Origin of the sequence: Micromonospora sp. NPDC048169 (assembly GCF_040652815.1) — a bacterium.
Lineage (GTDB): Bacteria > Actinomycetota > Actinomycetes > Mycobacteriales > Micromonosporaceae > Micromonospora.
This window is the reverse complement of sequence record NZ_JBEZMS010000002.1, coordinates 211,262-235,544: the sequence shown is the minus strand read 5'-3', so window position 1 is coordinate 235,544 and position 24,283 is coordinate 211,262. Positions and strand designations below refer to the sequence as shown.

The 24,283-nt window shown below is 71.5% G+C and carries 25 protein-coding genes; 9 read left to right on the top strand and 16 right to left on the bottom strand.

Translation table 11 applies throughout. From position 1 onward, the window contains the following. Positions 1-30 precede the first annotated feature (30 nt). The 3 genes from AB0D28_RS03060 to AB0D28_RS03050 are packed head-to-tail and all read right to left on the bottom strand — an operon-like array spanning position 31 to position 3,977. On the bottom strand, positions 31-1,191 hold the full coding sequence (locus tag AB0D28_RS03060; protein ID WP_357381601.1) for a geranylgeranyl reductase family protein: 1,161 nt from the start codon (positions 1,189-1,191) through the stop codon (positions 31-33). Between the two features lie 40 nt (positions 1,192-1,231). Beyond that, the gene (locus tag AB0D28_RS03055) at positions 1,232-2,095 is read right to left on the bottom strand and encodes a hypothetical protein (RefSeq protein WP_357381599.1); all 864 of its coding nucleotides are present in this window, start codon (positions 2,093-2,095) and stop codon (positions 1,232-1,234) included. A gap of 40 nt (positions 2,096-2,135) precedes the next feature. Next, positions 2,136-3,977: a phosphoenolpyruvate carboxykinase (GTP) gene (locus tag AB0D28_RS03050; RefSeq protein ID WP_357381597.1), complete on the bottom strand. Its 1,842-nt coding sequence runs from the start codon at positions 3,975-3,977 to the stop codon at positions 2,136-2,138. 489 nt (positions 3,978-4,466) lie between these two features. Between AB0D28_RS03050 and AB0D28_RS03045 the strand changes: the two genes are divergently transcribed. Beyond that, positions 4,467-5,003, top strand: a complete 537-nt coding sequence (locus AB0D28_RS03045) for a GtrA family protein (RefSeq protein ID WP_357381802.1) — start codon at positions 4,467-4,469, stop codon at positions 5,001-5,003. A gap of 62 nt (positions 5,004-5,065) precedes the next feature. Further along, the gene (locus AB0D28_RS03040) at positions 5,066-5,755 is read left to right on the top strand and encodes a GtrA family protein (protein ID WP_357381594.1); all 690 of its coding nucleotides are present in this window, start codon (positions 5,066-5,068) and stop codon (positions 5,753-5,755) included. A 57-nt stretch (positions 5,756-5,812) separates the two neighbouring features. On the opposite strand, the gene AB0D28_RS03035 is transcribed toward AB0D28_RS03040, so the two are convergent. Together AB0D28_RS03035 and AB0D28_RS03030 are read right to left on the bottom strand one after the other, a co-directional pair. Continuing rightward, on the bottom strand, positions 5,813-6,382 hold the full coding sequence (locus AB0D28_RS03035; protein ID WP_357381592.1) for a PH domain-containing protein: 570 nt from the start codon (positions 6,380-6,382) through the stop codon (positions 5,813-5,815). A 142-nt stretch (positions 6,383-6,524) separates the two neighbouring features. Continuing rightward, positions 6,525-7,397, bottom strand: a complete 873-nt coding sequence (locus AB0D28_RS03030) for a biotin--[acetyl-CoA-carboxylase] ligase (RefSeq protein ID WP_357381590.1) — start codon at positions 7,395-7,397, stop codon at positions 6,525-6,527. Positions 7,398-7,493: 96 nt separating this feature from the next. On the opposite strand from AB0D28_RS03030, the gene AB0D28_RS03025 reads away from it, so the two are divergent. Beyond that, positions 7,494-9,077 carry an acyl-CoA carboxylase subunit beta gene (locus AB0D28_RS03025; protein WP_357381588.1) on the top strand — a complete coding sequence of 528 codons (1,584 nt, stop codon included), beginning with the start codon at positions 7,494-7,496 and terminating at the stop codon, positions 9,075-9,077. Between the two features lie 43 nt (positions 9,078-9,120). On the opposite strand, the gene AB0D28_RS03020 is transcribed toward AB0D28_RS03025, so the two are convergent. The 4 genes from AB0D28_RS03020 to AB0D28_RS03005 all read right to left on the bottom strand — a co-directional run bounded on the left by AB0D28_RS03020 (position 9,121) and on the right by AB0D28_RS03005 (position 12,339). Beyond that, on the bottom strand, positions 9,121-9,999 hold the full coding sequence (locus AB0D28_RS03020; RefSeq protein WP_357381585.1) for a hypothetical protein: 879 nt from the start codon (positions 9,997-9,999) through the stop codon (positions 9,121-9,123). Then, on the bottom strand, positions 9,992-10,492 hold the full coding sequence (locus AB0D28_RS03015; RefSeq protein WP_357381583.1) for a SigE family RNA polymerase sigma factor: 501 nt from the start codon (positions 10,490-10,492) through the stop codon (positions 9,992-9,994). Before AB0D28_RS03015 ends, AB0D28_RS03020 begins: the two co-directional genes overlap by 8 nt. A 70-nt stretch (positions 10,493-10,562) precedes the next feature. After that, a complete protein-coding gene (locus AB0D28_RS03010; protein ID WP_357381580.1) occupies positions 10,563-11,537 on the bottom strand; it encodes a 2-dehydropantoate 2-reductase N-terminal domain-containing protein in 975 nt (324 codons plus the stop codon). Positions 11,538-11,595: 58 nt separating this feature from the next. Further along, positions 11,596-12,339, bottom strand: coding sequence for a M50 family metallopeptidase (locus AB0D28_RS03005; protein WP_357381578.1), 744 nt, complete (start codon positions 12,337-12,339; stop codon positions 11,596-11,598). 385 nt (positions 12,340-12,724) lie between these two features. Here AB0D28_RS03005 and AB0D28_RS03000 point away from each other — a divergent pair, with 385 nt between their 5' ends. Continuing rightward, a complete protein-coding gene (locus AB0D28_RS03000) occupies positions 12,725-13,480 on the top strand; it encodes a GH25 family lysozyme (protein ID WP_357381576.1) in 756 nt (251 codons plus the stop codon). 63 nt (positions 13,481-13,543) lie between these two features. Here the strand turns inward: AB0D28_RS03000 and AB0D28_RS02995 are convergent, their stop codons facing one another. Next, positions 13,544-13,756 carry a hypothetical protein gene (locus AB0D28_RS02995; RefSeq protein ID WP_357381573.1) on the bottom strand — a complete coding sequence of 71 codons (213 nt, stop codon included), beginning with the start codon at positions 13,754-13,756 and terminating at the stop codon, positions 13,544-13,546. An 87-nt stretch (positions 13,757-13,843) separates the two neighbouring features. Beyond that, positions 13,844-15,829 carry a protein kinase gene (locus AB0D28_RS02990; RefSeq protein ID WP_357381571.1) on the bottom strand — a complete coding sequence of 662 codons (1,986 nt, stop codon included), beginning with the start codon at positions 15,827-15,829 and terminating at the stop codon, positions 13,844-13,846. A 92-nt stretch (positions 15,830-15,921) separates the two neighbouring features. Here AB0D28_RS02990 and AB0D28_RS02985 point away from each other — a divergent pair, with 92 nt between their 5' ends. Continuing rightward, entirely contained in the window at positions 15,922-16,134 is a 213-nt protein-coding gene (locus AB0D28_RS02985) for an acyl-CoA carboxylase subunit epsilon (protein WP_357381569.1), read from the top strand. 100 nt (positions 16,135-16,234) lie between these two features. After that, a complete protein-coding gene (locus AB0D28_RS02980) occupies positions 16,235-16,687 on the top strand; it encodes a hypothetical protein (RefSeq protein WP_357381567.1) in 453 nt (150 codons plus the stop codon). Positions 16,688-16,979: 292 nt separating this feature from the next. Here the strand turns inward: AB0D28_RS02980 and AB0D28_RS02975 are convergent, their stop codons facing one another. Beyond that, positions 16,980-17,234 (bottom strand): hypothetical protein, encoded by a 255-nt coding sequence (locus AB0D28_RS02975; protein ID WP_357381565.1) that lies wholly within the window; start codon positions 17,232-17,234, stop codon positions 16,980-16,982. Between the two features lie 798 nt (positions 17,235-18,032). Here AB0D28_RS02975 and AB0D28_RS02970 point away from each other — a divergent pair. From AB0D28_RS02970 to AB0D28_RS02960, 3 genes are read left to right on the top strand one after another with little or no spacing between them, the layout of a single operon-like run. Then, positions 18,033-19,163: a S8 family serine peptidase gene (locus tag AB0D28_RS02970; protein WP_357381563.1), complete on the top strand. Its 1,131-nt coding sequence runs from the start codon at positions 18,033-18,035 to the stop codon at positions 19,161-19,163. 10 nt (positions 19,164-19,173) lie between these two features. Beyond that, positions 19,174-19,830, top strand: coding sequence for a Maf family protein (locus tag AB0D28_RS02965; RefSeq protein ID WP_357381561.1), 657 nt, complete (start codon positions 19,174-19,176; stop codon positions 19,828-19,830). Between the two features lie 10 nt (positions 19,831-19,840). Then, positions 19,841-20,494: an O-methyltransferase gene (locus tag AB0D28_RS02960; protein ID WP_357381559.1), complete on the top strand. Its 654-nt coding sequence runs from the start codon at positions 19,841-19,843 to the stop codon at positions 20,492-20,494. Positions 20,495-20,507: 13 nt separating this feature from the next. Here AB0D28_RS02960 and AB0D28_RS02955 read toward each other — a convergent pair whose 3' ends face one another. The 4 genes from AB0D28_RS02955 to AB0D28_RS02940 form a co-directional block, all read right to left on the bottom strand. Then, on the bottom strand, positions 20,508-21,731 hold the full coding sequence (locus tag AB0D28_RS02955; RefSeq protein WP_357381557.1) for an MFS transporter: 1,224 nt from the start codon (positions 21,729-21,731) through the stop codon (positions 20,508-20,510). 63 nt (positions 21,732-21,794) lie between these two features. Next, complete coding sequence (locus AB0D28_RS02950) at positions 21,795-22,550, bottom strand: ABC transporter permease (RefSeq protein WP_116503979.1); 756 nt, start codon at positions 22,548-22,550, stop codon at positions 21,795-21,797. 17 nt (positions 22,551-22,567) lie between these two features. After that, complete coding sequence (locus AB0D28_RS02945) at positions 22,568-23,527, bottom strand: ATP-binding cassette domain-containing protein (protein ID WP_357381555.1); 960 nt, start codon at positions 23,525-23,527, stop codon at positions 22,568-22,570. 126 nt (positions 23,528-23,653) lie between these two features. Further along, positions 23,654-24,244, bottom strand: a complete 591-nt coding sequence (locus AB0D28_RS02940) for a PadR family transcriptional regulator (RefSeq protein WP_357381801.1) — start codon at positions 24,242-24,244, stop codon at positions 23,654-23,656. Between the last annotated feature and the right edge of the window lie 39 nt (positions 24,245-24,283).

The following is a 24,283-nucleotide window of genomic DNA, read 5'->3' as shown; positions in this document are numbered from 1 at the left end:
ACCTTGCAGGGTAGCGACCCGCGGGAGAGATCAGTGTCTCGGTGGCATATCACCTGAGGGCGAACCGCTCCGGCGCGGTCGCGGCAGGTCCGCCCCGATCGCCATGAGCGTGCGCGCGTCCAGCCGGCCGTCGCCGAGCCCCAGCTCCACCACCGTGCGGTAGACCCGCTCGTCCCGCCCGGCCGCGCCGACCACCGCGTCGACCACCCGGCGCCGCCGGGCCAGCCACGCCGCCACGGAGCTGTGCCGCAGGTGGGTGCCGAGCCGGGCGCGCAACGTGGCGGCGTACACCCGGGCGGCCCCGGCCGGGGAGCCGGCCGCCGCAGCGCCCGCGAGGGCCCCGGAGCGCAGCGCGTAGAAGATGCCCTCGCCGGTGAACGGGTTGATCAGCGACAGCGCGTCCCCGGCCAGCACCACCCGTCCCCGGCCGGGCGCCGGCCGGTGGGTGGACAGCGGCAGGTGGTGCGCCCGCAGGCCGGTCACCGTGGCCGGGTCGACGCCGGGGAGCAGCGCGGCCATCCGGTCCAGCAGGTGCGCGCGGGTCAGCGGCTCGCCGCGCAGCACCTCCCCGTACCCGACGTTCGCGCGCCCGTCGCCGATCGGAAAGGCCCAGGCGTACGCGGGCCAGCGCGCCGCCGAGGTGACGATCAACTGTTCCGGCGGCCCGGCCGGTGCGGGCGCGTAGCCCCGGATCGCGAGCGCCAGGTGCCGGTCCGGGTTGACCGGGTGCCCGAGCGCGCGGCGTACCACCGATCCGGCGCCGTCCGCGCCCACCACCGCCCGCGCGGACAACTCCCCGTCGAGCAGCACCCGGTCGGCGGCGATCTCCACCCGGCGTACCGTGTGCCGCCGCAGCTCCGCGCCGGCCGCCACCGCCGCCGCCACCAGGCGTGCGTCGAACACCTGGCGGGGCACCGTGTACGCGGGCCGGGGCAGCGTCCGCGCGACGGTGCCGCCGCCGGGGCCGACCAGGCGCAGCGCGGGCAGCGGCGAGTAGCCGTCGACCGCCCCGGTCACGCCCAGCTCGGCGAGGACGTCCAGCGCGTGCGCGGCGATGCCGTCCCCGCAGGCCTTGTCGCGGGGGAAGTCGGACCGGTCGAGCAGCAGCACCCGCGCCGCCCCGGCCCGTCGCGCGCCGAGCGCCGCCGCGGCTCCGGCCGGCCCCGCCCCCACCACCACGACGTCCCACACGCCCTCATCCTCCCCCGCCGCACCCCGCCCCGGGCGACGATCATGAGGTTGACGGCATCAAACGGGGTCCGGTGGCGCGGTGGAGGGAGTAGAGACAGAGGGCCGCTGCCGTGACGAGGGGGGCGCCGTCTCTGATCAGGCCGTCGGTGCCGAGCAGCCACCAGCACAGCGGCAGGTCGATCGCCAGGACGCCGAGGGTGACCACGACGAGCGCCCGGCGTGCCCATGCCTTGTCGCGCAGCAGGAACGCGGTGCAGAACAGCACGGCGTAACTGACCGCGATGCCCGCGCCGAACCAGAGGACCAGAGCCGGTACGGCGGACAGCCGCCCGTCCAGCACGGCACCGGTGGCGACGAGCGCCGGCACCAGCATCAGCGGGCTGTAGGTGAACGCCGCGACCCGGGCGGTGAGCAGCCAGCCGTTCGCCTGCGGGCGCTTCGGGGCGACCTCCCGCCAGGCGATCGTCCCGCCCTCGACGACCAGGCCCTTGCGGTGCCGGACCAGGTGGGCGCGGATCGTCTCGGAGCGGTACAGCAGCACCACCACGGCGACGCAGAGCGCGGTGAGCACGGCGAACCCGACCAGGCCGGGCAGCGCGGGCACCCCCTGCCGGGGCACGATCAGCCGCCCGACCGCGAAGATCGTGGTCACCGCCAGGATCAGCCCGAACGGCCGGGCACCCACCCGGCCGTTGTTCACGTGCCCGATCAGCAGCAGGAAACCGAGCGACCGGAGCATCGCCCAGCCGGTGCGTACGGCCAGACCGAACTCCTGCTCCGGGGCGTACCAGTAGTTCAGCAGCTCGACCACGACGGTGGCCGCCGCGGTCACGGCGAGCAGCGTGGTGAGCGCCCGGACGGCGGACGGCCGCCGGACCTCGACAGGTTCAGCGGCCGTCCTCATGGCATCCGATGTTGCCCGGTGCGGGCAACAGGCACACCTGTTACTTCTGCGGCTCCGCGTCCAGCCGGGCGCGCAGCGCGTCCAGCTCGGCCCAGAGCACGCCGGGGAGCTTGTCCCCGAACTTCTCGAACCACTCGGTGACCAGCGGCAGTTCGTTGCGCCACTCGTCCGGGTCGACCTTCAGCGCGATCCGGACGTCCTCCGGGGTCATGTCCAGACCTTCGACGTCGAGCGCGTCCTGCGCCGGGACCATGCCGATCGGCGTCTCCACGGCCTCGGCCCGGCCCTCCAGCCGCTCGATGATCCACTTGAGCACGCGGGAGTTCTCGCCGAAGCCCGGCCAGAGGAAGTTGCCCTCGGCGTCCTTCCGGAACCAGTTGACGTAGTAGATCTTGGGCAGCTTGGACTCGTCGCCGTCCGCGCCCTTGCCCATCTCGATCCAGTGCCGGAAGTAGTCGCCACCGTTGTAGCCGATGAACGGCAGCATGGCCATCGGGTCGCGGCGGACCACGCCGACCGCGCCGGAGGCGGCGGCGGTGGTCTCCGAGGAGAGCGTCGCGCCCATGTAGACGCCGTGCACCCAGTCGCGCGCCTCGGTGACCAGCGGGATGGTGTCCCGGCGACGGCCGCCGAACAGGATCGCGTCGATCGGCACGCCGTTCGGGTCGTAGTAGTCGTCGGCCAGGATCGGGCACTGCGTGATCGGGGTGCAGAAGCGGCTGTTCGCGTGCGAGGAGAGGCCCTCGCTCTCCGGCGTCCAGTCGTTGCCCTTCCAGTCGATCAGGTGCGCCGGCGGCTCACCCATGCCCTCCCACCAGATGTCGCCGTCGTCGGTGAGCGCCACGTTGGTGAAGATGGAGTTGCCCCGGTCCAGCGTCCGCATGGCGTTGGCGTTGGTCTTCCAGTCGGTGCCGGGCGCGACGCCGAACAGGCCGTACTCCGGGTTGATCGCGTAGAGGCGGCCGTCCTCACCGAACCGCATCCAGGCGATGTCGTCGCCGATGGTCTCGACCTTCCAGCCCGGGATGGTCGGCTCCAGCATGGCGAGGTTGGTCTTGCCGCAGGCCGACGGGAAGGCGCCGGCGATGTGGAAGACCTTGCCCTCCGGCGAGGTGATCTTGAGGATCAGCATGTGCTCGGCCAGCCAGCCCTCGTCGCGCCCCATCACGCTGGCGATACGCAGCGAGTAGCACTTCTTGCCGAGCAGCGAGTTGCCGCCGTAGCCGGAGCCGTAGGACCAGATCTCCCGGGTCTCCGGGAAGTGCGAGATGTACTTGGTCTCGTTGCACGGCCACGCCACGTCCTGCTGACCCGGCGCGAGCGGGGCGCCGATGGAGTGCAGCGCGTGCACGAAGTCCGCGTCGTCGCCCATCGCCGCAAGGATCGACGAGCCCATCCGGGTCATGATCCGCATCGAGGCGACGACGTACGGGCTGTCGGTGATCTCGACACCGAACATCGGGTTCTCGGCCTCGATCGGACCCATGCAGAACGGGATGACGTACATGGTGCGCCCGCGCATGCTGCCGCGGTACAGCTCCGTCATCGTCCGCTTCATCTCGGCCGGCGCCATCCAGTTGTTTGTGGGGCCGGCGTCCGCCTCGTCGACGGAGCAGATGAAGGTGCGCTCCTCCACCCGGGCGACGTCCGTGGGATCGGTACGCGCGTAGAACGAGTTGGGCTTCTTCTCGGGATTCAGTCGGATCAGGGTGCCGTTTTCGACGAGTTCGTCGGTGAGGCGGCGCCACTCCTCATCAGATCCGTCCACCCAGACCACGCGGTCCGGGGTGGTCAGTTCCGCGACCTCACGAACCCAGGCGAGCAGCTTGGGGTGGGACGTCGGGGCCTGATCGATACCCCGAACAGCAGCCGGAGCAACCATGTCACTTCTCCTTGTGGTCGACGCTGACCGATCTATGGGGTGCACGAGTTCCGGCGGGCTGGTGCGCCGCCTCGTGGAAACCTGGGATTGGGCTCAGCGTAAACCGGACTGCCCCGTCAGTCAGTGGGACTGGTTGTGAAGAACTGCACAAGGTACGGCCACGCTGCGGCTTCACGATCTGATACCCGCTTTCGCGCGCAGTTTCACGCAAATCCTGCGGTGAACCTTCGACGGCGCGGTCCGTCACCGGAGTGGCCGTGAAGCCCGATCACGGGCGCGTACGAACATGTCGCGAAAGACGATTCCGTGATGCGCTCCACAGATTCGCACAGCGCGTTACGCTCTGCTCACGGACATCGAGAACGGGCGACGCCTCCCCGAACGGGGCGGGCCGGTCGCGACGGCCGCGGCGAAGCCGTCGTGGCCGACTCGCCGTTGGAGTCCGCCCGGTTACCGGACAACCGGTACGCTCAGCGGGTGGCCGCGACGATGACCGGAGACCAACCGGGGGCTCCGCAGACCCGCCGGGGTCCGATCGGAGCACTGCGCGACCGCTTCGGCCACCTCATCCACGAGCTGAGCAAGTTCGCCACCGTCGGCGGGCTCGCCTTCGTCGTGGACTTCGTCCTCTTCAACTATCTGTCCAGCGGCCGGGACATGCCGCCACTGGCCGCGAAGACCGTCTCCACGGTGATCGCCGCGACCGTCGCCTTCCTCGGCAACCGGTTCTGGACGTGGCGGCACCGGCAGCGGTCGAACCCGGCCCGCGAGTACGCGCTGTTCTTCTTCTTCAACGCGGTCGGCCTCGGCATCGCGGTGGCCTGCCTGGCGATCAGCCACTACGGGCTGGGCGCGCTCTGGCCCGCGGTGTTCAAGACCCCCCTGGCCGACAACATCGCCAGCTTCATCGTCGGCACCGGCCTGGGCACGCTCTTCCGGTTCTGGTCGTACCGACGGTTCGTCTTCGTCGAGGCGGGAACACCTCCCGTTACGGCAACGAGCCACGACCGAGAGTCCGGGGCGTGACAACCCGCCCATCCCGACCCGCCGGGCCCAGCCGGCCCAGCCAACTGCCTAAGGTGTTCCGCATGCCTGGAGTCCGTCTGCTGCCCGAGCGCTGGCAGAAGTTCATCCACGAGGCGCTCAAATTCGGCATCGTCGGCGGCATCAACACCGTCATCAATTACGCCGTGTTCAATGCTCTCGCACTCACGGTTTTCCGCGACGGTCAGCTGAAGGCGACCGTGATCGCGACCATTGTCGCCACGATCACGTCGTATCTGATGAATCGTCACTGGACGTACCGTGATCGACCGAAATCGGCACTCCGGCGCGAATACGTCTTGTTCTTCCTCTTCAACGGCGCGGGCCTGGTCATCGAACTGGGCGTCCTGGCCCTGGCCAAGTACGGTCTCGGCGTACACGGCCTGCTCGCCCTGAACGTCGCCAAGACCATCGGCGTACTGCTGGCCACTCTGTTCCGCTTCTGGTCCTACCGGACGTTCGTCTTCCAGCCCGTCGCCAAGCACGCCGAGGAGACCTGGCACTCGGTCCCGCGTGACGAGTGGGACAACGTCGCCGAGATGGACCCGGTGGCCGAGCTGGCCGAGTCGGTCAGCGAGCTGGAGGAGGAGGAACCGCCTCCGGGCCGGCCGGCCGACTATGCGCCACCCCGGGGCCGCCCCGCACCCGCGGACGCCGGACTGGGCGGCGCGCTCGGCGCCGAGCTGGACGCCGAAATCGCCGCGGAACTCCAGCCCCGCCGCGCCCGCCGCTGAACGACGGAGAAGGCCGGCGCCCCTGACGAGGGGTGCCGGCCTTCTCCGTCGAACGGGTCAGGGCTGGTCGCGCAGGGACTTGCCCTCGGCCATGTCGGCCAGGATCTCGCGCATCTCGCCGTCGCCCAGGCTGTGCTTGTCGTGATGCGCCTCGACCAGCTCGTAGAGCTTCGTCTGCACCCGGTCCACACCCGGCACGTCGTGCAACACCGACTGACCGCGCTCACCGGCCGACTCGATGGTCAGCGTGCCGCAGCCGAGCAGCCGCTCCACGAAACGCTGGTGCATGGCGTGGTCGTTGATCCGGGTCAGCGGCAGATCCCGCCGGTTGCGGGACAGCACCCCCTGCTGGAGCAGCACCCGCTCGTTTGTGAACAGGTAGTGCGTGGTGCGCCAGACCAGGAACGGCCACAGCCCCAGCCACAGCACGAGCGCCAGGCCGACCGCCGCGATCACGTAGAGCGCGATCGTGCCGCCGCTGCCGTCGGGCAGCAGGAGCCAGCCCGCGACGACCGCCGCGACGGCGAGCACGAGCACCAGGATCGGCCGGATCAGGGCCTTCCAGTGCGGGTGCAGGTGTAACACGACGTGCTCGTCCTCGGTGAGCACGTCTTCGGGGAACGCCACGGCGGAACCTCCTCGCAGAACCGGACGCGCTGACCGTAACCGGTCGGCGCGTCCGCCCGGCATCGGCCGCGCGGACGGCTGCCAGTGGTTGTTAAAAGGGGGCCCTTCCTCTACCGAAGGCGTTAAGAGGGTGCCCTTCCTTTCAGCGCAGGTGCAGCACGTCTCCCGCGGCGAGCCGCAGCGTGTCGGCGTCCGTCTCGACCAGGAGCTGCCCGTCGGCGTCCACCCCGGTCGCGGTGCCGTGCGCCTCGCTGCCGTCGGGCAGCAGCACCCGCACCCGGCGGCCGACCGTGGCGCACCCGGCCAGGTACGCCGCGCGCAGCCCGCTGGCCTCCGCGTCGCCTCCGGCGTCCCGCCAGCGCTCGTACCAGTCGGCGAGCGAGCGCAGCAGCGCCCGCAGCAGCGGATCGCGGTCGGTGGCGGTGGCGCCGGCGAGCTGGAGCGAGGTGGCCGGCAGGCCGGTCGGGTTCTCCGGCAGCTCGTCGGCGCGCAGCGTCACGTTCAGCCCGACACCGACCACGATCGCGGGCGGCCGGTCGGTCTCCCCGGGCACCGCCTCGGCCAGCACCCCGGCGCACTTCGCGCCGTCCACCAGCAGGTCGTTGGGCCACTTCAGCCGCGCGTCCAGCTCGGCCAGCAGGCGTACCGCCTCGACCAGCGCGACACCGGCGAGCAGCGGCAGCCAGCCGTACGCGGTGACGGGCACCGGCGCCCAGCCTCGCTCGGGGACCGCCTCTCCCGGCCGCAGCAGCACGCTCGTGGCGAGGCCGGCGCGCGGCGGCGACTGCCAGACGCGGCCCCGCCGCCCCCGGCCGGAGGTCTGCCGCTCGGCGACCACCACCAGGCCCTCCGGCTCACCGGCCCGCGCCGCGGCCACCGCGTCCGCGTTCGTCGAGCCGGTCTCGGCCCGCAGCTCCAGCCGGCGCCAGGGCCCGTTCGGCGCGATCAGCGCGCGCCCCAGCCGGGCCGCCGACAGCGGCGGTCGGTCCAGATCGGTGTACGGCGAGCCGGGCATCCCGCCAGCCTACGGCCACCGGGCTCGCCGGTCGCCGGGAAGCGGTGAGGCGCACTGCACAGCCTCTTTCACCTGAACCATCGTTATATTCCACGGGTGACTACCGACACCGGGTTCAACATCCACACCACCGCCGGCAAGCTGGCGGACCTGGAGCGACGGCTCGACGAGGCGGTGCACGCCGGGTCGGCGCGGGCGGTCGAGAAGCAGCACGCGCGGGGCAAGAAGACCGCCCGCGAGCGGATCGAGATGCTGCTCGACGAGGGCTCGTTCGTCGAGCTGGACGAGTTCGCGCGGCACCGCTCGACGAACTTCGGGTTGGAGAAGACCCGCCCGTACGGCGACGGCGTGGTGACCGGCTACGGCACCGTGGACGGCCGGCAGGTCTGCGTCTTCTCGCAGGACTTCACCGTCTTCGGCGGCTCCCTCGGCGAGGTCTTCGGCGAGAAGATCGTCAAGCTGATGGACCTCGCCATGAAGATCGGCTGCCCGGTCGTCGGCATCAACGACTCCGGCGGCGCGCGGATCCAGGAGGGCGTCACGTCCCTCGGCCTCTACGGCGAGATCTTCTTCCGCAACGTCCGGGCCAGCGGCGTCATCCCGCAGATCTCGCTCATCATGGGCCCGTGCGCGGGCGGCGCCGTCTACTCCCCGGCGGTCACCGACTTCACAGTCATGGTCGACCAGACCTCGCACATGTTCATCACCGGCCCCGACGTGATCAAGACGGTCACCGGCGAGGACGTGGGCATGGAGGAGCTGGGCGGCGCCCGCACCCACAACACCCGCAGCGGCAACGCGCACTACCTCGGCACCGACGAGGAGGACGCGATCGAGTACGTCAAGGCGCTGCTGTCGTACCTGCCGTCGAACAACCTGGACGAGCCGCCGGTCTTCGACGCCCCGGCGGTCCTCGACGTCACCGACTCCGACCGGGAGCTGGACACGCTGATCCCGGATTCGGCCAACCAGCCGTACGACATGCACCGGGTCATCGAGCACGTGCTCGACGACGGTGAGTTCCTCGAGGTGCAGCCCCTGTACGCGCAGAACATGGTGGTCGGTTTCGGTCGCGTCGAGGGGCGCCCGGTGGGCGTGGTGGCGAACCAGCCGATGCAGTTCGCCGGCACGCTCGACATCGCCGCATCGGAGAAGGCGGCCCGGTTCGTGCGCACCTGCGACGCGTTCAACATCCCGGTGCTGACCTTCGTGGACGTGCCCGGCTTCCTGCCCGGCACCGGCCAGGAGTGGGACGGCATCATCCGCCGCGGCGCGAAGCTCATCTACGCGTACGCCGAGGCCACCGTCCCGAAGGTCACCGTCATCACCCGCAAGGCGTACGGCGGCGCGTACGACGTGATGGGTTCCAAGCACCTCGGCGCGGACCTGAACTTCGCCTGGCCGACCGCGCAGATCGCGGTGATGGGCGCGCAGGGCGCGGTGAACATCCTCTACCGCTCGGATCTGGCGAACGCCGACGACCCGGCCGCCGTGCGCGCCGAGAAGATCGCCGAGTACGAGAACACGCTCGCCAACCCGTACATCGCGGCCGAGCGCGGCTACGTCGACGGGGTGATCCCGCCGCACGAGACGCGTACCCAGATCGTGCGGGCGCTGCGGGTGCTGCGCACCAAGCGCGAGACGCTGCCGCCGAAGAAGCACGGCAACATCCCGCTGTAGTGCGTCGGGTGCCCCCGCCGGGTCGGCGGCGGGGGCACCGGCGTCAGCAGGCCGGGTTCGCGGCGCGGCACATCCGCTCGGCGGCGACCCGGGCCAGATCCCGCAGTGCCACGTCGTCACCGCCCGCCCCGGCGCGCAGCACCGTGACGAGGTCACCGACCCGCACCACCGCCTGGTCCCTCGGCGGGCTCCCGGCACCGAGCGGCGCTCCGGTGTCCAGCCGCCGGCCCTTCCCGACGGTGTGCCGCACGAGCACCGACTCGTCGCCGGCGAAGCCGCTGTCGACCGTCTGCCAGGAGTGGACGACCTCCGCCTGGATCCGCTTGCCCTTCCACTCCACCGGGCCCGCGGATCGCCATGTGCGGCAGGGCGCCAGCAGCGCGGGCAGCCCGTCGAACAGCCGCTCGCCGTCCTGCGCCGCGAGGCGGTAGACGTCCTGAAGGGCCACCGGCTGCCGTTCCGACGGGTCGCTGGTGCCCGGCCGCTGCCGCAGGAGGGTCACCGACCGCGAGTAGCGGGATCTCACCCACTCCGTCCGCAGGCCCTGGTCCTGCCGGCAGACCTCCAGCATCTGGTCCAGCCGGATCTCCTCGTCGAGTCCGGTGTCGTTCCACGGCGTGATGCCGGCCGGCCGCAGGTCGACCGGTTGCAGCAGCACCTCGGCGGGCACCTCCGCGGCGCTCCACGGGATCGCCGACTGGCTGGCGGCGACCGGCGCCGGTGCGGGTGCCGGTGCGGCGGCACGGCCGGCCGCCACGAACGCGGCACCGGAGGTGAGCGCCAGCACCGCCACCGCCGCGGCGGCCACCGTGCGGCGGCTGCGACGCCGGGCGCGTGCCCGCAGCTCGGCTGGTTCCGCCCAGCGGACGTCGCGCAGGTCCCGCTGCATCGCGTCGATGAATGCCAGGTCGTCGTCACGCATCGGCGGGCTCCTCCAGATCCACTACCGCGAGCAGTTCGGCCAGGGCGGCACGGCCCCGGGACAGCCGCGCCTTGACCGTGCCGACCGGCGCGTCGGTCTCCCGGGCGACCTCGGCCACCGGCATGCCGAGCAGGTAGTACAACGCGAGGGCGACGCGTTGCTCCTCGGGCAGCCGGCGCAACGCCGCCACCACCTCGACCGTGTCGGTGCTCGGCGCCGGCACGCTCTCCTCGGCGCCGTGGCGCAGGTAGGCGCGGGCCCGGCTGCGCAGGCTGCGCCAGCGGCTCACCGCGATCCGGCTGGCCACCACCCGCACCCAGGACTCCGGGTCGTCGTACCGGCGCACCGTGGACCATCGCTGCCAGGCCCGGATGTACGCCTCCTGCACGGCGTCCTGCGCCTCGGCGAGGTTGCCGGTGAGCACGAAGACGAAACCGAGCAGCCGTTGCCGGCTGCCCCGGTAGAACTCGTCGAACCCGTCGACGTCCGGCACCTGCTACCTCCCGAGTGACGGTCGCAGGGGAGACGCCTGGCGTACCGGGTGCGGTTGCCCGCTCAGCCGATCATTTTCTCCAGCTCGCGCAACGGGAAGCCGCCGGCGGGAATCCGGTCACGGACCGCCCGGCGTACCGCGACCTGCACCGCCGCGTTGGCCGGGGTGGGCACGCCGTGCAGGCGCCCGAGCAGCACGATCTCGCCGTTGAGGTGATCGTCTCGACCGAGCCCGCGCCACGGGCCAGGCTCTGCCAGGTGGAACCGCCGGAGCGCTCCTCGCCGCCGACCGGCCGGTGCGACACCAGGTCACCGCGTTCGGCGGCCTCCTCCTCGACTGTGGTGTGGGCGATGCCGGCCGCCGCGAGCGCCGCCTCGCCCTCGGCGCGTACCCGCTTCGACAGCGACTCGGGCACGTCCCGGCCGAGCAGCGCCTGGAGGCCGTTGCCGAGGTTGGCGAGCAGCTTGCCGTACTTCCAGCGCATCACGTCGTCGCGGACCGGCGCGACGAACCCGGCGGCGGTCAGGTCGGCGGCGACGGCCCGGCTGGTGTCGTCGGCGCCGCTCGGATACCGGCCGATGTGCAGCATGCCGGGGTGCGGATGCCCGCTGGCGACCACCACGCCCGGCTCCAGGTGGGTGGCGGGAAGCCACACGCACACCGGGTGCACGCGGGCGAAGAGCCGCAGCGCGGCCGGCTCGTTGGCGACACCGTTCTGCGCCAGCACGACCGGCAGCCGTTCGCCCGCCGTGCCGCCGCCCTCGACCGGGGCGTCCGCCCAGGCGGTGAGCGCCCCCACGGTGTCCTGCGACTTCACGGTGAGGACCAGCACGGTGTCCGCCGGCAGCGGCGGCCCGTCCGGCCCGGCCACCGCCGGGAGCCGGCCGGTGACGTCGCGGTCCGGCGTGCGCAGCGTCAGACCCCGCTCCCGCAGCGCGTCCAGGTGCGCGCCGCGCGCCACGAGCGTCACGTCACGGCCGGCCTCGGCCAGGAGTACGCCGATGGTGCCGCCGACCGCGCCCGCTCCGATGATCACGTATCGCACGGTCCGATTCTGCCCTGCCGGATGGCGGCCCGCTCCGCGACGCGGTGTGACGCGACGGTCAGGTGGTGAGGCCCGTCCCGGCCAGGATCGGGCCGGCCAGCAGCAGCGCGCCGGCGGCCAGCGCGCCCACTGTCACCAGCAGGAACAGGCCCACCCAGAACAGCGCCGGGAACGGCGTGATCCGGGCGAGCTGGTCGGCGTCGGACTGCGGCATCCGCCCCCGGGCGCGCTGGCGGTGCAGCTCGAACACCGGCCGTACGCCGCCGATCAGCAGGAACCAGACCGACGTCCAGGCGAACGCGGCCTGCACCTCGGGCGAGGTGTACCAGGAGACGGCGAGCACCACGCCGCCGGTGACAAGCAGCGACAGCACGCCGAACAGGTTGCGGATCATCACCAGCATGGCCAGCAGCAGCGCCACCGCGAACCAGAGCAGCAGCGTGATCCGGTTCCCGGCCAGCAGCCACGCGCCGCCGAGGCCGAGCAGCGACGGCGCGACGTACCCGGCGAGCAGCGTGAGGATCATGCCGGGACCGGTGGGACGGCCGGCGGAGAGCGTGAGCCCGGAGGTGTCCGAGTGCAGCCGGATGCCGTGCAGCCGCCGGCCGGTGAGCAACGCGACGAGCGCGTGGCCGCCCTCGTGCGCGATGGTCACCGCGTTACGGGCGATCCGCCAGGGCAGCCGGGCCACGACCACCGCGAGCGCGACCACGGCGGTGACCACCACGAGCAGTGGCGGCGGGTCCGGCTGGGCGCTCAATAGCGTGTCCCAGAGCGTGGTGAGGCCGTCGATCAGGGGCATGGGCGGGGAGCCTACCGCCCCGAGCCGTGTCGCTCGACCGGCGCGCAGTCGCGGGCGGGCAGTGATCATCAGTCCCGCCCCCGACCTCCGGCATCAGCGGGTGGCGCGACGGCTGGCGAACGCGGTCGAGTCGGCGGCGGCCACGTTCTTCGTCTACAGCGCCGCACTACGTGGAGGATGCCGTCGCCAAGGCGGGCGAGACGCGCAGTGTCGCCGAGCCGTTCCGCTGGGCGATGGACCCGAGCGCCCTGCGCTGATCGGCAAGCATCGCGCCACCTGGGCGAACGACATCCGTCGATGAAAATTTCCTTTCCCCCTATTGCGATCGAGGGCACTAACCTCCAAAGATGGGCATCAATCAGTGGATGTCCCTCTGGAGGCAATCATGGCCCGTACCAGACTCTCCGTACGCCGGCTTCTCGCCGCCGGCCTGGCCGCCGCCGCCACCGCGGCCGTGGCCCTCGTGGCGACCGCCGGACCGGCCGCCGCCGCGACCACGCCCGGGATCGACGTCTCCCGCTACCAGGGCAGCATCAACTGGACCAGCGTCCGCAACTCGGGCATCCAGTTCGCCTTCATCAAGGCCACCGAGGGCACGAGCTACAAGGACCCGAACTTCAACGCGAACTACGTCAACGCGTACAACGCCGGGGTCATCCGCGGGGCGTACCACTTCGCCCGGCCGAACATCTCCGCCGGTTCCACCCAGGCCAACTACCTGGCCAGCAACGGCGGCGCCTGGTCGGCCGACAGCCGTACGCTTCCCGCCGCGCTGGACATCGAGGGCAACCCGTACAGCGGCGGCTACTGCTACGGCCTGAGCACCACCGGCATGCGCAACTGGATCCAGGACTTCCTCAGCACCTACCGCTCCCGCACCGGCCGGTACGCGGTCATCTACACCACCACGAGCTGGTGGAACCAGTGCACCGGCAGCTGGACCGGCCCGTGGGCCAACCACCCGCTGTGGCTCGCCCGCTGGGCCAGCGCCCCCGGCACGCTGCCGGCCGGCGCCCCGGTGTGGAGCTTCTGGCAGTACACCAGCACCGGCGCAGTCTCCGGGATCAGCGGCAACGTCGACCGCAACTACTGGAACGGTGACCGCAGCCGGCTGATCGCGCTGGCGAACAACACCGCCTGACGTACGCGCGACACAAGTGGGACCGCCTCCTCACAGGGGCGGTCCCGCTGTCGTCGTACCCGGTCAGGCTCTGCGGCGCGCGGCGGTCGGGACGGGCACCGGCGTGCGGCGCGTCAGGCGCCACGCCGCCACACCGGCGACCGTGAGCGTCAGCACGCCGAGCACCGCGACCGGCGCGGACAGGCCGGCGCTGATCAGGAGCAGTACGACGTCGCCGAGCGCAACGAGCATCCACAGTGCCAGCCGCGGGCCGGTGTACCTCCGTCGGTAACCCATGTCGCGCCTCCTTCCGTCGTCGGAGGATTCATACCCCCGACGACGGAAAGCCATGCGAGCGAGTTTCGTGACCGGCGGGATTCCCGATCAGTTCTTGCGGTCCGGCACGAAGCCCTTGGTGATGATCTCCCAGTTGGCCAGGTTGGCGTCCCAGTCCTTCGCGGGCACCTCCCAGCGCAGCGCGAAGCCCCGGTTGCTGGCGGTCGCCACACCACGGTTACGCACGTGGAAGCGGGTGTCGCCGTTGCGCGTCTCCAGCCAGTCCCAGTCGGCGCAGGTGCGGAAGTAGGGGTCGCACTTGGTGATGTCGACAAGCTTGTAGTCCCGGACGCGCGAAGCGCGGTACTTCTCCTGGCCCTGCCAGTCGGCGTACGCGTCCGGCTTCGGGTTCGGTGTCCACTGGATGAACAGCACCCGCCGGCTGCCGCCGACCTCGTAGAGCACGACGTTGTCGCTGCCCACCCGCGCCTGGAAGTTGTCCGGGATCGGCACCTTGAAGCCGTTCGGGCCGGTGTAGAGACGCCAGCCGGCCGGCAACGCGGCCGCCCCGGACGCCGACGGGCTCGCCGAGGGAGACGGGCTGGCCGACGCACTCGTCGCCGGGGCGCTCGGCGACGAGCTCTCGCTCGGCGCGGGCGGTGGCGCCGCCGACGCCGAGGTGCCGGCCGTCGGCTCACCGCCGTCGCCGTCGTCACCGTTGTTCAGCAGCGGCACGGCCACGACCAGGCCGACGAGCAGCAGCAGGACCAGAGCGCCGATCAGCAGGTTGCGCCGGTTGGGCGGGGCCTTCTCGACCGGCAGCACAGTGGCCCGGCCGGTCGACGGCGCCGGATCGGCGGGGTCCGGAGCCGGGCTGACCGGCGCGGAACCGGAAGCGGCCGGGCTGACCGGCACCGGCTCGCCGTCGAGCCGTGTCTCGTCGAGCGCCGGGTCGACGCCGTCCACCCGGGCCTCGTCGTCCACAAGCGTCTCGTCGGTCGAGGGCGCCGGGTCGAGCTTCGCCGTCGGGTCGGCGGGCGGCGGGGTCACCTTCGCGGTGGGCCCGGCGTCCGGAGTGGGCGCCGGCACCTTCGCCGTCGGGTCGGCGGCTGCCGCCGCCGTACCCCCGGTTGCGGCGACCCCGGATCCCGAGGTGGCCGCACGCTCCGCCTGGTCGGCCGGGCGCGGCGCGGGCACCAGGGGCGGGCGCGGCACGCGCGGACCGTTCGGCCCCGGCCGGCGTACGCCGTCCAGCAGCGAGATGCTCTTGGCCCGCCGCCCGGCGGCCTTGCGCAGCATGCGCTCGGCCACCTCGGCGGTGATCCGCTCGTCCGGGTCCTTGCGCAGCAGGCCCTGGAGCACCGGCTTGAGCGGCCCGGCGTTACGCGGCGGCGGCATCGGCTCGGTGGCGAGCGCGGCCAGCGTGGCGATCGCCGACGGGCGCGCGTACGGCGACTTGCCCTCGACCGCCGCGTAGAGCGTGGCGCCGAGCGACCAGAGGTCGGCCTCCGGCCCGGCCGTGCCGTCGCGGGCGCGCTCCGGAGAGATGTACGCGGGCGAGCCCAGCACCATGCCGGTGCGGGTCACGTTCGGGTCGCCCGGGATGGTGGCCAGGCCGAAGTCGGTGAGCACCACGCGGCCGTCCTCGCCGAGCAGCACGTTGCCCGGCTTGACGTCGCGGTGCATGATGCCCGCCTTGTGCGCGGCATTCAGCGCGTTCAGCACGCCGAGGCCGATCTCGACCGCCTTGGCCGGGGTGACCGGGCCGTCCTCGGCGATGGTGTCCTGCAACGACTTCGACGCCACGTACTCCATGACGATCCACGGATCGCCGTCGGTGCGCAGCACGTCGAAGATGCGGACCACGTTGATGTTGTTGAGGCGGGCGATCGCCCGCGCCTCACGCAGCGAACGTTCGCGCATCTCGCGGCGCTCGTCCGGGGTGAGACCTGGGGGTGGGACCAGTTCCTTGATGGCCACGTCCCGGTGCAGCACCTCGTCCCGCGCCTTCCAGACGCGGCCCATGCCGCCTTGACCGAGCGGCGTGAGAAGCCGGTACCGGTCGGCGACGAGTTGGGGGAGCGCGTTCGACATCGCAGAGAACCGTACCCGGCCGCTGCGACGCCCACACCGTCGGCACGCCACTGTACGCCGAAGGTCGAATTCACGACGCGTACCCTTGGGTCATGTCTGCCGAGGAGCCGCTGTTCCGGATCGTCCGTGGCGTGCCCACCGCCGAGGAGCTGGCCGCTCTGGTCGGCGCGATCGTGGTGCGCACCCGCCCGGCCCAGGCCGCCGCGCCGGCCCCCGTGTCGCACTGGGCGCGCAGCGCGCGGCCCGCGCCGGCCGGCCCGATCGCCGGCCCCGGCGCGTGGCGGGCCTCCGGCCTGCCCCGCTGACGTCCCGTTCCGCCCGCGGCCCCCGTGTGGGGCTGCCGGGATCCCCGTGGAGCCACTAACCTCACTCAGGGAAACCGTGTGGTGACGGGCAGGAGGCTCGATGATCCCGGAGGACAACCAGCCAGCCGGCTGGCTGCGTGGCTACGGCGGCATCGAGGCCGACATCCGGCAGATGCGGGAGTTCGCCGACCGCCTCCAGGACGAGGTGACACGCAACTACGCGCCGCACCTGTCCTACATCGCCGACGACATGAAGGCCCCGGTGCCCAACCCGGCTGACGCCTTCATCGAGCTGGTGCAGTTCCTCCAGGCCCACCACGACACCCAGACGGCGGCGGTCAGCGCCGTGTGGGATCTCGCACCCGCGACCGGCCGGCTCGCCGACGCCGCCGGACGGATCGCCGCCCGCTACGACGACACCGACGCGTTCTCCTCCGCCCGCGTGGCCGACGTGGAACGAGCACTCGCCGGGCCGTCCGGCACCGTCGCCCGCCCGATGCCACCGCTCGCCGACCCCACCGCCCCCGAGCAGAGCCGGGTGATCCTGCCGTGATCGAACGAGGCAGCGGACGCACCTCCGGGCTGACCGACTGGCGGCTGATGGACGTCCTCAGCATGTGGGCGTGCGTGCAGGACCAGGACACCGCCGGCCAGTGGAAGCAGGTGGCCGGATGGCGCAAGGTCTGCGACCTCGCCCTGACCCACCTGAGCCGCCTGCGGGAATACCGGCGCGGCCTGGCCGAGGCATGGCCGCCGGAGACCAATGCCGCCGCGCGGGCGTACATCGCCGAACTCGACCAGCTCATCGACCGCGTGCAGCGCACCCACGACGCCGCAGCCGCGAACTACGACGCGCTGGCAGCCGCCGCCCGCGCCATCGGCAGCGCGCGGAGCGAGCTGCAACCACTGCGCGAGGAGTACGAGAAGAAGCTGCGGCAGAAGCAGGCGTACGAGGCGACGATCGCCGACACGAAGGCGGTGGCGGGCAGCCGTTTACCGGAGCGGCCCCCGGTGACCGACGACGACCTGGAGCAGTTGAACGTACGGGCGCGCGGGTTGATGACGGGGTTGAGCGGCGAACTCCAGCAGGCCCAGGTCATGCTTCGCCAACCACCACCTCCGGTTCGACCTCCCCGCGACGCCTCTACAGAGGAAATCGGAGGAAGTAGCGGCGCCGTTCCCCTCATTCCCCCCATCGTTCCGGTCGCAACTGGCCCAAGTAAAAGGGCTGCCTATACCGCCGGGCAGTCAGAGAAGCGGCTGCCACCATCAGCACCGAATCATGGACCCGTGACAGGCCCTGTCCTCGGAGGCGTCTCGCCTGGCACGGCAGGAACAATTTCGCAGCCTGTTGCCGGGGCGAACATCACAAATCCTTCCCCGGCAAGCCTTGGCACGCCGCCAGTGCTTCCGTCCAACTTGCCGCGGACGGGCTCTAGCTCCCCGAGCGGCGGTGGAATACCTTCTGCCAATCCATCGAACCCGGAGAGCCAGCGCAACGGCTCAGCCGCTGCTCCACGCACCACCCCGCCTGGGCTTATCGGAGGCACCCCTGTCAGCGGGCAGGGGCAACCGAACCGGTCTGCGCCTCGCAAGGTCAACCCAGTTGGCGGTGTTATCGGCGGAGGCGGAGCAGGCACATCTCCCACCGGAGCAGCGGGTTCTCGGCCTGGCGGCGCTCGCGCCTCCGGCACCTCTGCAGTTCCGGCAAGCGGAAACGCAGCGGGTGGACCGATGGGTTACCAACCGAAGACGAGCCGCCGACACGCTGATCAGACGAAGGAATCGGCATGGGATCCGGATAATCCTTGGGAAACGCAAAGGGGCGTCGAACCAGTGATGCGACCCCCTACGGATGAGGGGCCGATAGATCCAGGGCCGGCCATCGGATTCAACAGGTGAGTCTAGATCGCGGCCAGGTTAGCGTCGCACTACTGGCGACTATAGCGGCATTGACGGGCGCAGCAGCCGCCCCCGTTAACCTCGAACCGAATTCGTCATCTTCAGAGAAGCAGTGGCACCTGCGATATTTAAAGGCAACACAGGCACACAACCTAAACCAGGGCGAAGATGTTATCGTCGCGGTGCTAGATACTGGCGTCTCTCCTCATCCCGACCTTGCAGGCAACCTACTTAACGGCGCAGACATGACCCTGGGAGGATCCAGCGGCGGCCGGAGCGATTCGAGTGGACATGGAACGGGAATGGCGGGCCTAATCGCGGCGACCGGCCGCGGAGGCGCAGCTCAAGGAATTGCCCCCCAGTCCAAGATCCTCCCGGTGGTAGTGACACCGCCAGACGGCCGCGGAAACCCTGATGTACTGGCGGAAGGAATTGACTTCGCAGCCTCGCAAGGCGCCAAGGTGATTAGCATTTCCAGCGTAGGCGGCGCAAGCCCGAAGCTAGTTCAAGCAATCCGCATTGCAGCAGCGGCGGATATCACTATTGTCGCCGCCGCTGGCAACCGACCGGAGGATACCTTTGTTGGGTACCCCGCTGTCGAGGAAGCGGTAATCGCCGTTGGCGGAGTCGACAGAACAGGAAACCACGCTGCAATCTCAGTGGCCGGGCCAGAAATTGATGTCGTAGCCCCAGCCGTTGACATCTACAGCACCGGGCTCAACGGGGGCTACCGAGTCGGCACCGGCACATCCGATGCGACCGCCATCGTTGCCGGGGCTGCTGCTCTCATCCGCTCCAAGTACCCCAACCTCCCCGCTGCGGAAGTCGCCCACCGACTGACCGCCACAGCTGTCGACAAGGGACCGCCAGGCCGCGACGACCAGTACGGCTACGGCGTCATCGACCTGGTCGCCGCGCTCACCGCCGACGTCCCCCCGCTCGGCTTCGAGTCCTCGAACGTCACCCCACCCGCATCGGTGGAGGCAGTCCCGGACAAGGGCGGCGACGGCAGCGGGACCGTACGCGGCCTCGCCACACTGGGTGTGCTGGTGACGGCGGTCGGCGGGTACCTGTTCTGGCGTCGGCGCCGACGTGCCGACGACCCGCCGCCGAGGGTCAGCCGGTAGCGTCGGCGGGGTGTCGACCTCCGTACCGGTGCGCCTCGTGCTCGCCTCGCAGTCCCCTGCCCGCCGCAAGTTGCTCCAGGCCGCCGGGATCGAGCCCGACGTGCTGGTCAGCGGTGTGGACGAGTCGCAGGTGGTGAGCGATCGGGCCGAGGATCTGTGCCTGGAACTGGCCCGGTTGAAGGCGCAGGCGGTACACGATCGGCTGCGGCCCTCGCCGGACGAGCGCACGCTGGTGCTCGGCTGCGACTCGGTGCTGGCCTTCGACGGTGAGATCCTGGGCAAGCCGGATGACGCGGCGGACGCCACCCGGCGGTGGCAGCGGATGCGCGGGCGCAGCGGCGTACTGCACACCGGGCACTGCCTGATCGATGTGACCCACGAGTCGCGTGCCGAGGCGGTCGCCAGCACCACCGTGCACTTCGCCGACATCAGCGACGACGAGATCGCCGCGTACGTGGCGACGGGTGAGCCGCTGGCGGTGGCCGGCGCGTTCACCATCGACGGGCTGGGCGGGGCCTTCCTGACCGGGATCGAGGGTGACCCGGGCACCGTGGTGGGGTTGTCCCTGCCGCTGCTGCGCCGGCTGCTCGCCGAGGTGGAGCTGAGCATCGTCGACCTGTGGACGAAGATCGCGCCCGGGGGCCAGGAGATCGAGCATCTCGGCTAACGTCCGGGTCATGACCACGAAGACGCTGCCGCTCACCCCGGAACTGCACGCCTACCTGGTGGCCCACGGGTCCGCGCCGGACGAGATCGTCCGGGAGCTGGCCGAGGAGACCCGGGCGGTCCTGCCGGCCGAGGCGGTCATGCAGGTCGCGCCGGAACAGGCGGCGTTCCTGACGTTCCTGACCCGGCTGCTCGGCGTACGGCAGGCGGTCGAGGTGGGCACGTTCACCGGCCTCTCCTCGCTGGCGATCGCGCGAGGGCTGGCCGCTGGTGGCCGGCTGACCTGCTTCGACGTCTCCGAGGAGTACACCGGCGTGGCCCGGCGCTACTGGGAGCGCGCGGGTGTGCGGGACCGGATCGAGCTGCGCATCGGTCCGGCTGCGGAGACGCTGCGTGAGCTGCCCCGCGAGCGTTACCTGGACTTCGCGTTCATCGACGCGGACAAGGTCGGCTACCCGATCTACTGGGACGAGCTGGTGCCCCGCATGCGTCCCGGCGCGGTGATCGCCGTCGACAACACGCTGCGCGACGGCCGGGTCCTGGCCCCGCGCGACGCCGACGACCGGGCGATCGCCGCCTTCAACGACGCGGTCGTCGCTGATGTCCGCGTGGAGGCGGTCATGCTTCCGATCGCCGACGGGGTCACGCTCGCCCGGGTGCGCTGAAGCCCTGCGGCTCTCACGCCGGCAGGGCCGCCGGGCGCAGGGCACGCCCCAGCCGCACCGTGAGCAGCACCGCCACCGCGATGAACGCGGGCAGCAGCAGGAACGCCGGGTGCGGGCCGACCCCGTCGGCCACCCACCCGAGCGCCACCGGCGCGATCCCGAAACCCACACCCATCGAGTACGCCGACCAGCCCGCCGCCTTGTCGGCGGCCGGGCCGGCGACGGCCAGCGCGATCGAGATCGCCAGCGGGTAGTGCAGCGCGTTGCCGAGCCCGAGCACCACCAGCCCGATGACCGCGAGCCAGCCGACCGTACTGGCCCAGAACAGCGCGAACCCGGCCAGCGAGACGGTGAGCGCGCCGAGCAGCAGCGGCACCGGCGCCCAGCGCAGCGCGGCCCGGCCACCGGCGATCCGGCCGGCGAACATGCCGCAGACGATCGCGGCGACCGCCGCCGACGCCCCGCCCGCGCTCAGCCCGGCGTGGGTCCGCAGCACGTCGGCCGTCCACAGGGACAGGCAGACCTCGATCGACCCGGTGACCGACATCAAGATCCAGGCGATCCAGTACGCGCGCGGCAGCCGCCCCGACGCCGAACGCTCCCCGGAGGCGGGCACCCGGGTGGGGGCGGCCACCGGTACGGCTGCGCCGGCAGCCGCGACAGCGGAGGCGGGTCGCGGCCCGCGTACCCGGAAAGCCAGGGCGGCGAGCGCGACCAGCGTGATCAGGCCGACCTCGACGGCCATCAGCGGTCGCCAGCCGAGACCGGCACCGACGCCGACGCCGATGACGAGCGGCGCCAGGATGCCCATGCCGGCGCAGGCGGCGTTGGCCTCGGTGAGCGCTGCCGGAGCGGCGGATCCGTGCCGGGCGGTGAGCACCACGTTGACGCCGCTGATGACGAGCATGCCGGCGGTGGCCACGACGGCTACGGCGAGGATGGTGGCCGGCAGCGGGCGGAGCAGGCCGAGCGCTGTGGCACCCGCGGCCACACCGGCGAGGCCGAGCCAGATGGCCGGGCCGCGCCCGAGGCGGCGGGCGACCGGGGCGAACAGCGCGCCGCCGGCGAGGGCGCCCACGGCGATACCGGTGCTGTGCAGGCCGGCGACGGCGGCGCTGGTGCCCTGTTCGTCGCGGAGCAGGGGTACGACCGGGCCGAACCCGTAGAGGAAGAAGCCCCACAGACCGAGCTGGGCGTAGGTCAGCCAGGTGATCCGGTCACGGGCGAGGCGAGGCACCGGCCTGAGGCTACGCGCGCCCGGCCGGTGCCCCACCCCTGCTGAGATGCAGGTCTCCCCTGCTCAGCGGACGCTGCGGGCGAACTGGCGGGCGGCCCAGAAAACGCCGGCGGCGGCGAGTACCGCGATGATGCCGAGGCCCTGCCAGACCCGGTCGTTGCCCAGGTCGCCGTTGAACAGCGCGCGGGTGCCCTCGACCGCCCAGGAGAACGGGTTCCACTTGGCCACGCCCTGGAGCCAGCCGGGCGCGAAGGTGAGCGGCAGCAGGATGCCGGAGAGCAGCAGCACCGGCTGCGCGACGGTGTTCATCAGCGGGGCGAGCGCGTCCTCGCTCTTGACCTTGAGCGCGATGCCGTAGGAGACAGCCGAGGTCATCAGCGCGATGAGGGCGAGCATCAGGTACGCCAGGAGCAGGTTGCCGATGAACACGCGCAGGTCGAACGCGAGCGCCAGCAGCGTGATGATGACCGCCTGCACGATAAGCGAGACCACGTCGCGCAGCGAGCGGCCGAGCAGCAGCGCGAGCCGGCTGACCGGGGTGACCCGGGAGCGTTCGATGACGCCGGCGCGCAGCTCGGCGATCAGGCCGAAGCCCTGGAACAGGCCGCCGAAGATGGCCAGCAGCACGAGCAGGCCGGGCACGAAGATCTTGTACGCGGCGGCCTGGGTGGGCGCGTTCAGCGCCGGCTTGAGCAGCGGGGCGAACAGGAGCAGGTACATCACCGGCTGGAAGACGCCGACGAAGATCCACACCGGGTTGCGCAGGAGCAGCAGCGTCTGGCGCTGGAAGATCAGCCAGGTGTCGCGGGCGAGTTTCATGACAGCTTCTCCGGAGGTCAGGACTCGCGCAGCGAGCGGCCGGTCTTGGTGAGGAAGACGTCGTCGAGGCTGGGGCGGTGCAGCTCGATCGAGCGCAGGTCCAGCCCGGCGTGGTCGAGGCGGCGCAGCACCTGCGGGATGGCGGTGGCGCCCTCGTCGACGTAGAGGCGCAGGCCACCCTCGTCGACGGTCTCCAGCTTGCTCACGTACGCCTCGGTGTCGAGCAGTTCGGCGGCGCGCGGGGTGCTCGGGGCGTCCAGGCCGACGATCACCACCTCGCCGGAGATCTCCCGCTTCAGCTCGGCCGGCGTGCCCTCGGCGACCACCTCGCCGTGATCCATGATCGCGATGCGGTCGCAGAGCGCGTCCGCCTCGTCCAGGTAGTGCGTGGTGATGAAGACGGTCATGCCCTCGGTACGCAGCCGGCGGATCTCGTCCCACATGTGCGCGCGGCTCTGCGGGTCGAGGCCGGTGGTCGGCTCGTCCAGGAAGACGATCTTCGGCTCGTGGATGATGCCGAGCGCGATCTCGACGCGCCGGCGCTGGCCGCCCGAGTAGGTCTTGCACTTGCGGTCGGCGTACTCGGTGAGCTGGAAGGCTTCCAGCGCGCGCTCGGCACGGCGGTGCGCCTCGGCCTTGCCGATGCCGTAGAGGCGGGCCTGGAGCACCAGCTCCTCGCGGGCGGTCGACTCGTCCCAGGTGCTGCCGCCCTGGGCCACGTAGCCGATCCGGCGGCGCACCTCGGCCGGGTCCTTGCGCAGGTCGGCACCGGCCACCGTGGCCTGGCCGCCGTCCGGCTCGATGAGGGTGGCGAGCATCCGCAGCGTGGTGGTCTTGCCGGCGCCGTTGGGCCCGAGGAAGCCGAAGATCTCCCCCGCGGCGACGTCGAGGTCGACGCCGCGAACCGCGTCCACGGTCTTCGTCTGGCGACCCTCGCGGGAGCGGTACGTCTTCCGCAGCCCCCTGGTCTCGATCATCTCTGCTCCTGGTCGTCCGGGCGGACCGAGTGGCCGCCGATCGTCCGCGAGGACGCACGGATCCCCCGCGATTCCCGCCGAGGCTAACGCGATATAGCTTCTTTGGTCAACGTTGATTATGTCGTGTCACTCCGACCCGTCGGTCCAACCCGACCAGCCCTCGGCCCGTTCCATCCCATCGGGCAGGTACGACACTCCGGACTCGATCCGCTCCGCGATCCGCTCGCACCAGGCCGTCTCCGCCTCGGCGCGGGCCAGCCACAGCTCGAACATCCACCCGACGTGCACCGGCTTGCGGGTGCGCACCCAGTCCGAGTCGAGCGAGGCGCGCATCGACTCCACCCCGGCGCGCAGCAGGTTCGCCCGGTTGCGCAGCGCCGCCGCGGCCTCCTCGCGGGGCATCGCCGGCAGGAACGAGAACGCCGCCACGAACGGGTCCGGCGACTCGTGGACCTGCCACCACTGCGCCCGCAGCAGCGTCTCGAACTCGTCCTCCCCCTTCGGCGTCACCTCGTACGTGGTGCGCGCCGGACGCGCGCCCACCTGCTCGACCGAGACGGTCCGCAGCAGGCCCTCGTCGGTGAGCTTGCGCAACGCGTGGTAGATCGAGCCCGGTTGCACGTTCGCCCACTTGTCCGCGCTCCAACTGAGCAGCTCACGGCGCACGTCGTAGCCGTGCACCGGCTGCATCCACCTGACCAGTCCGAGAATCATCATCCGCGTCGCCGACACGGACGCAAGCGTAATAGGCAAGTT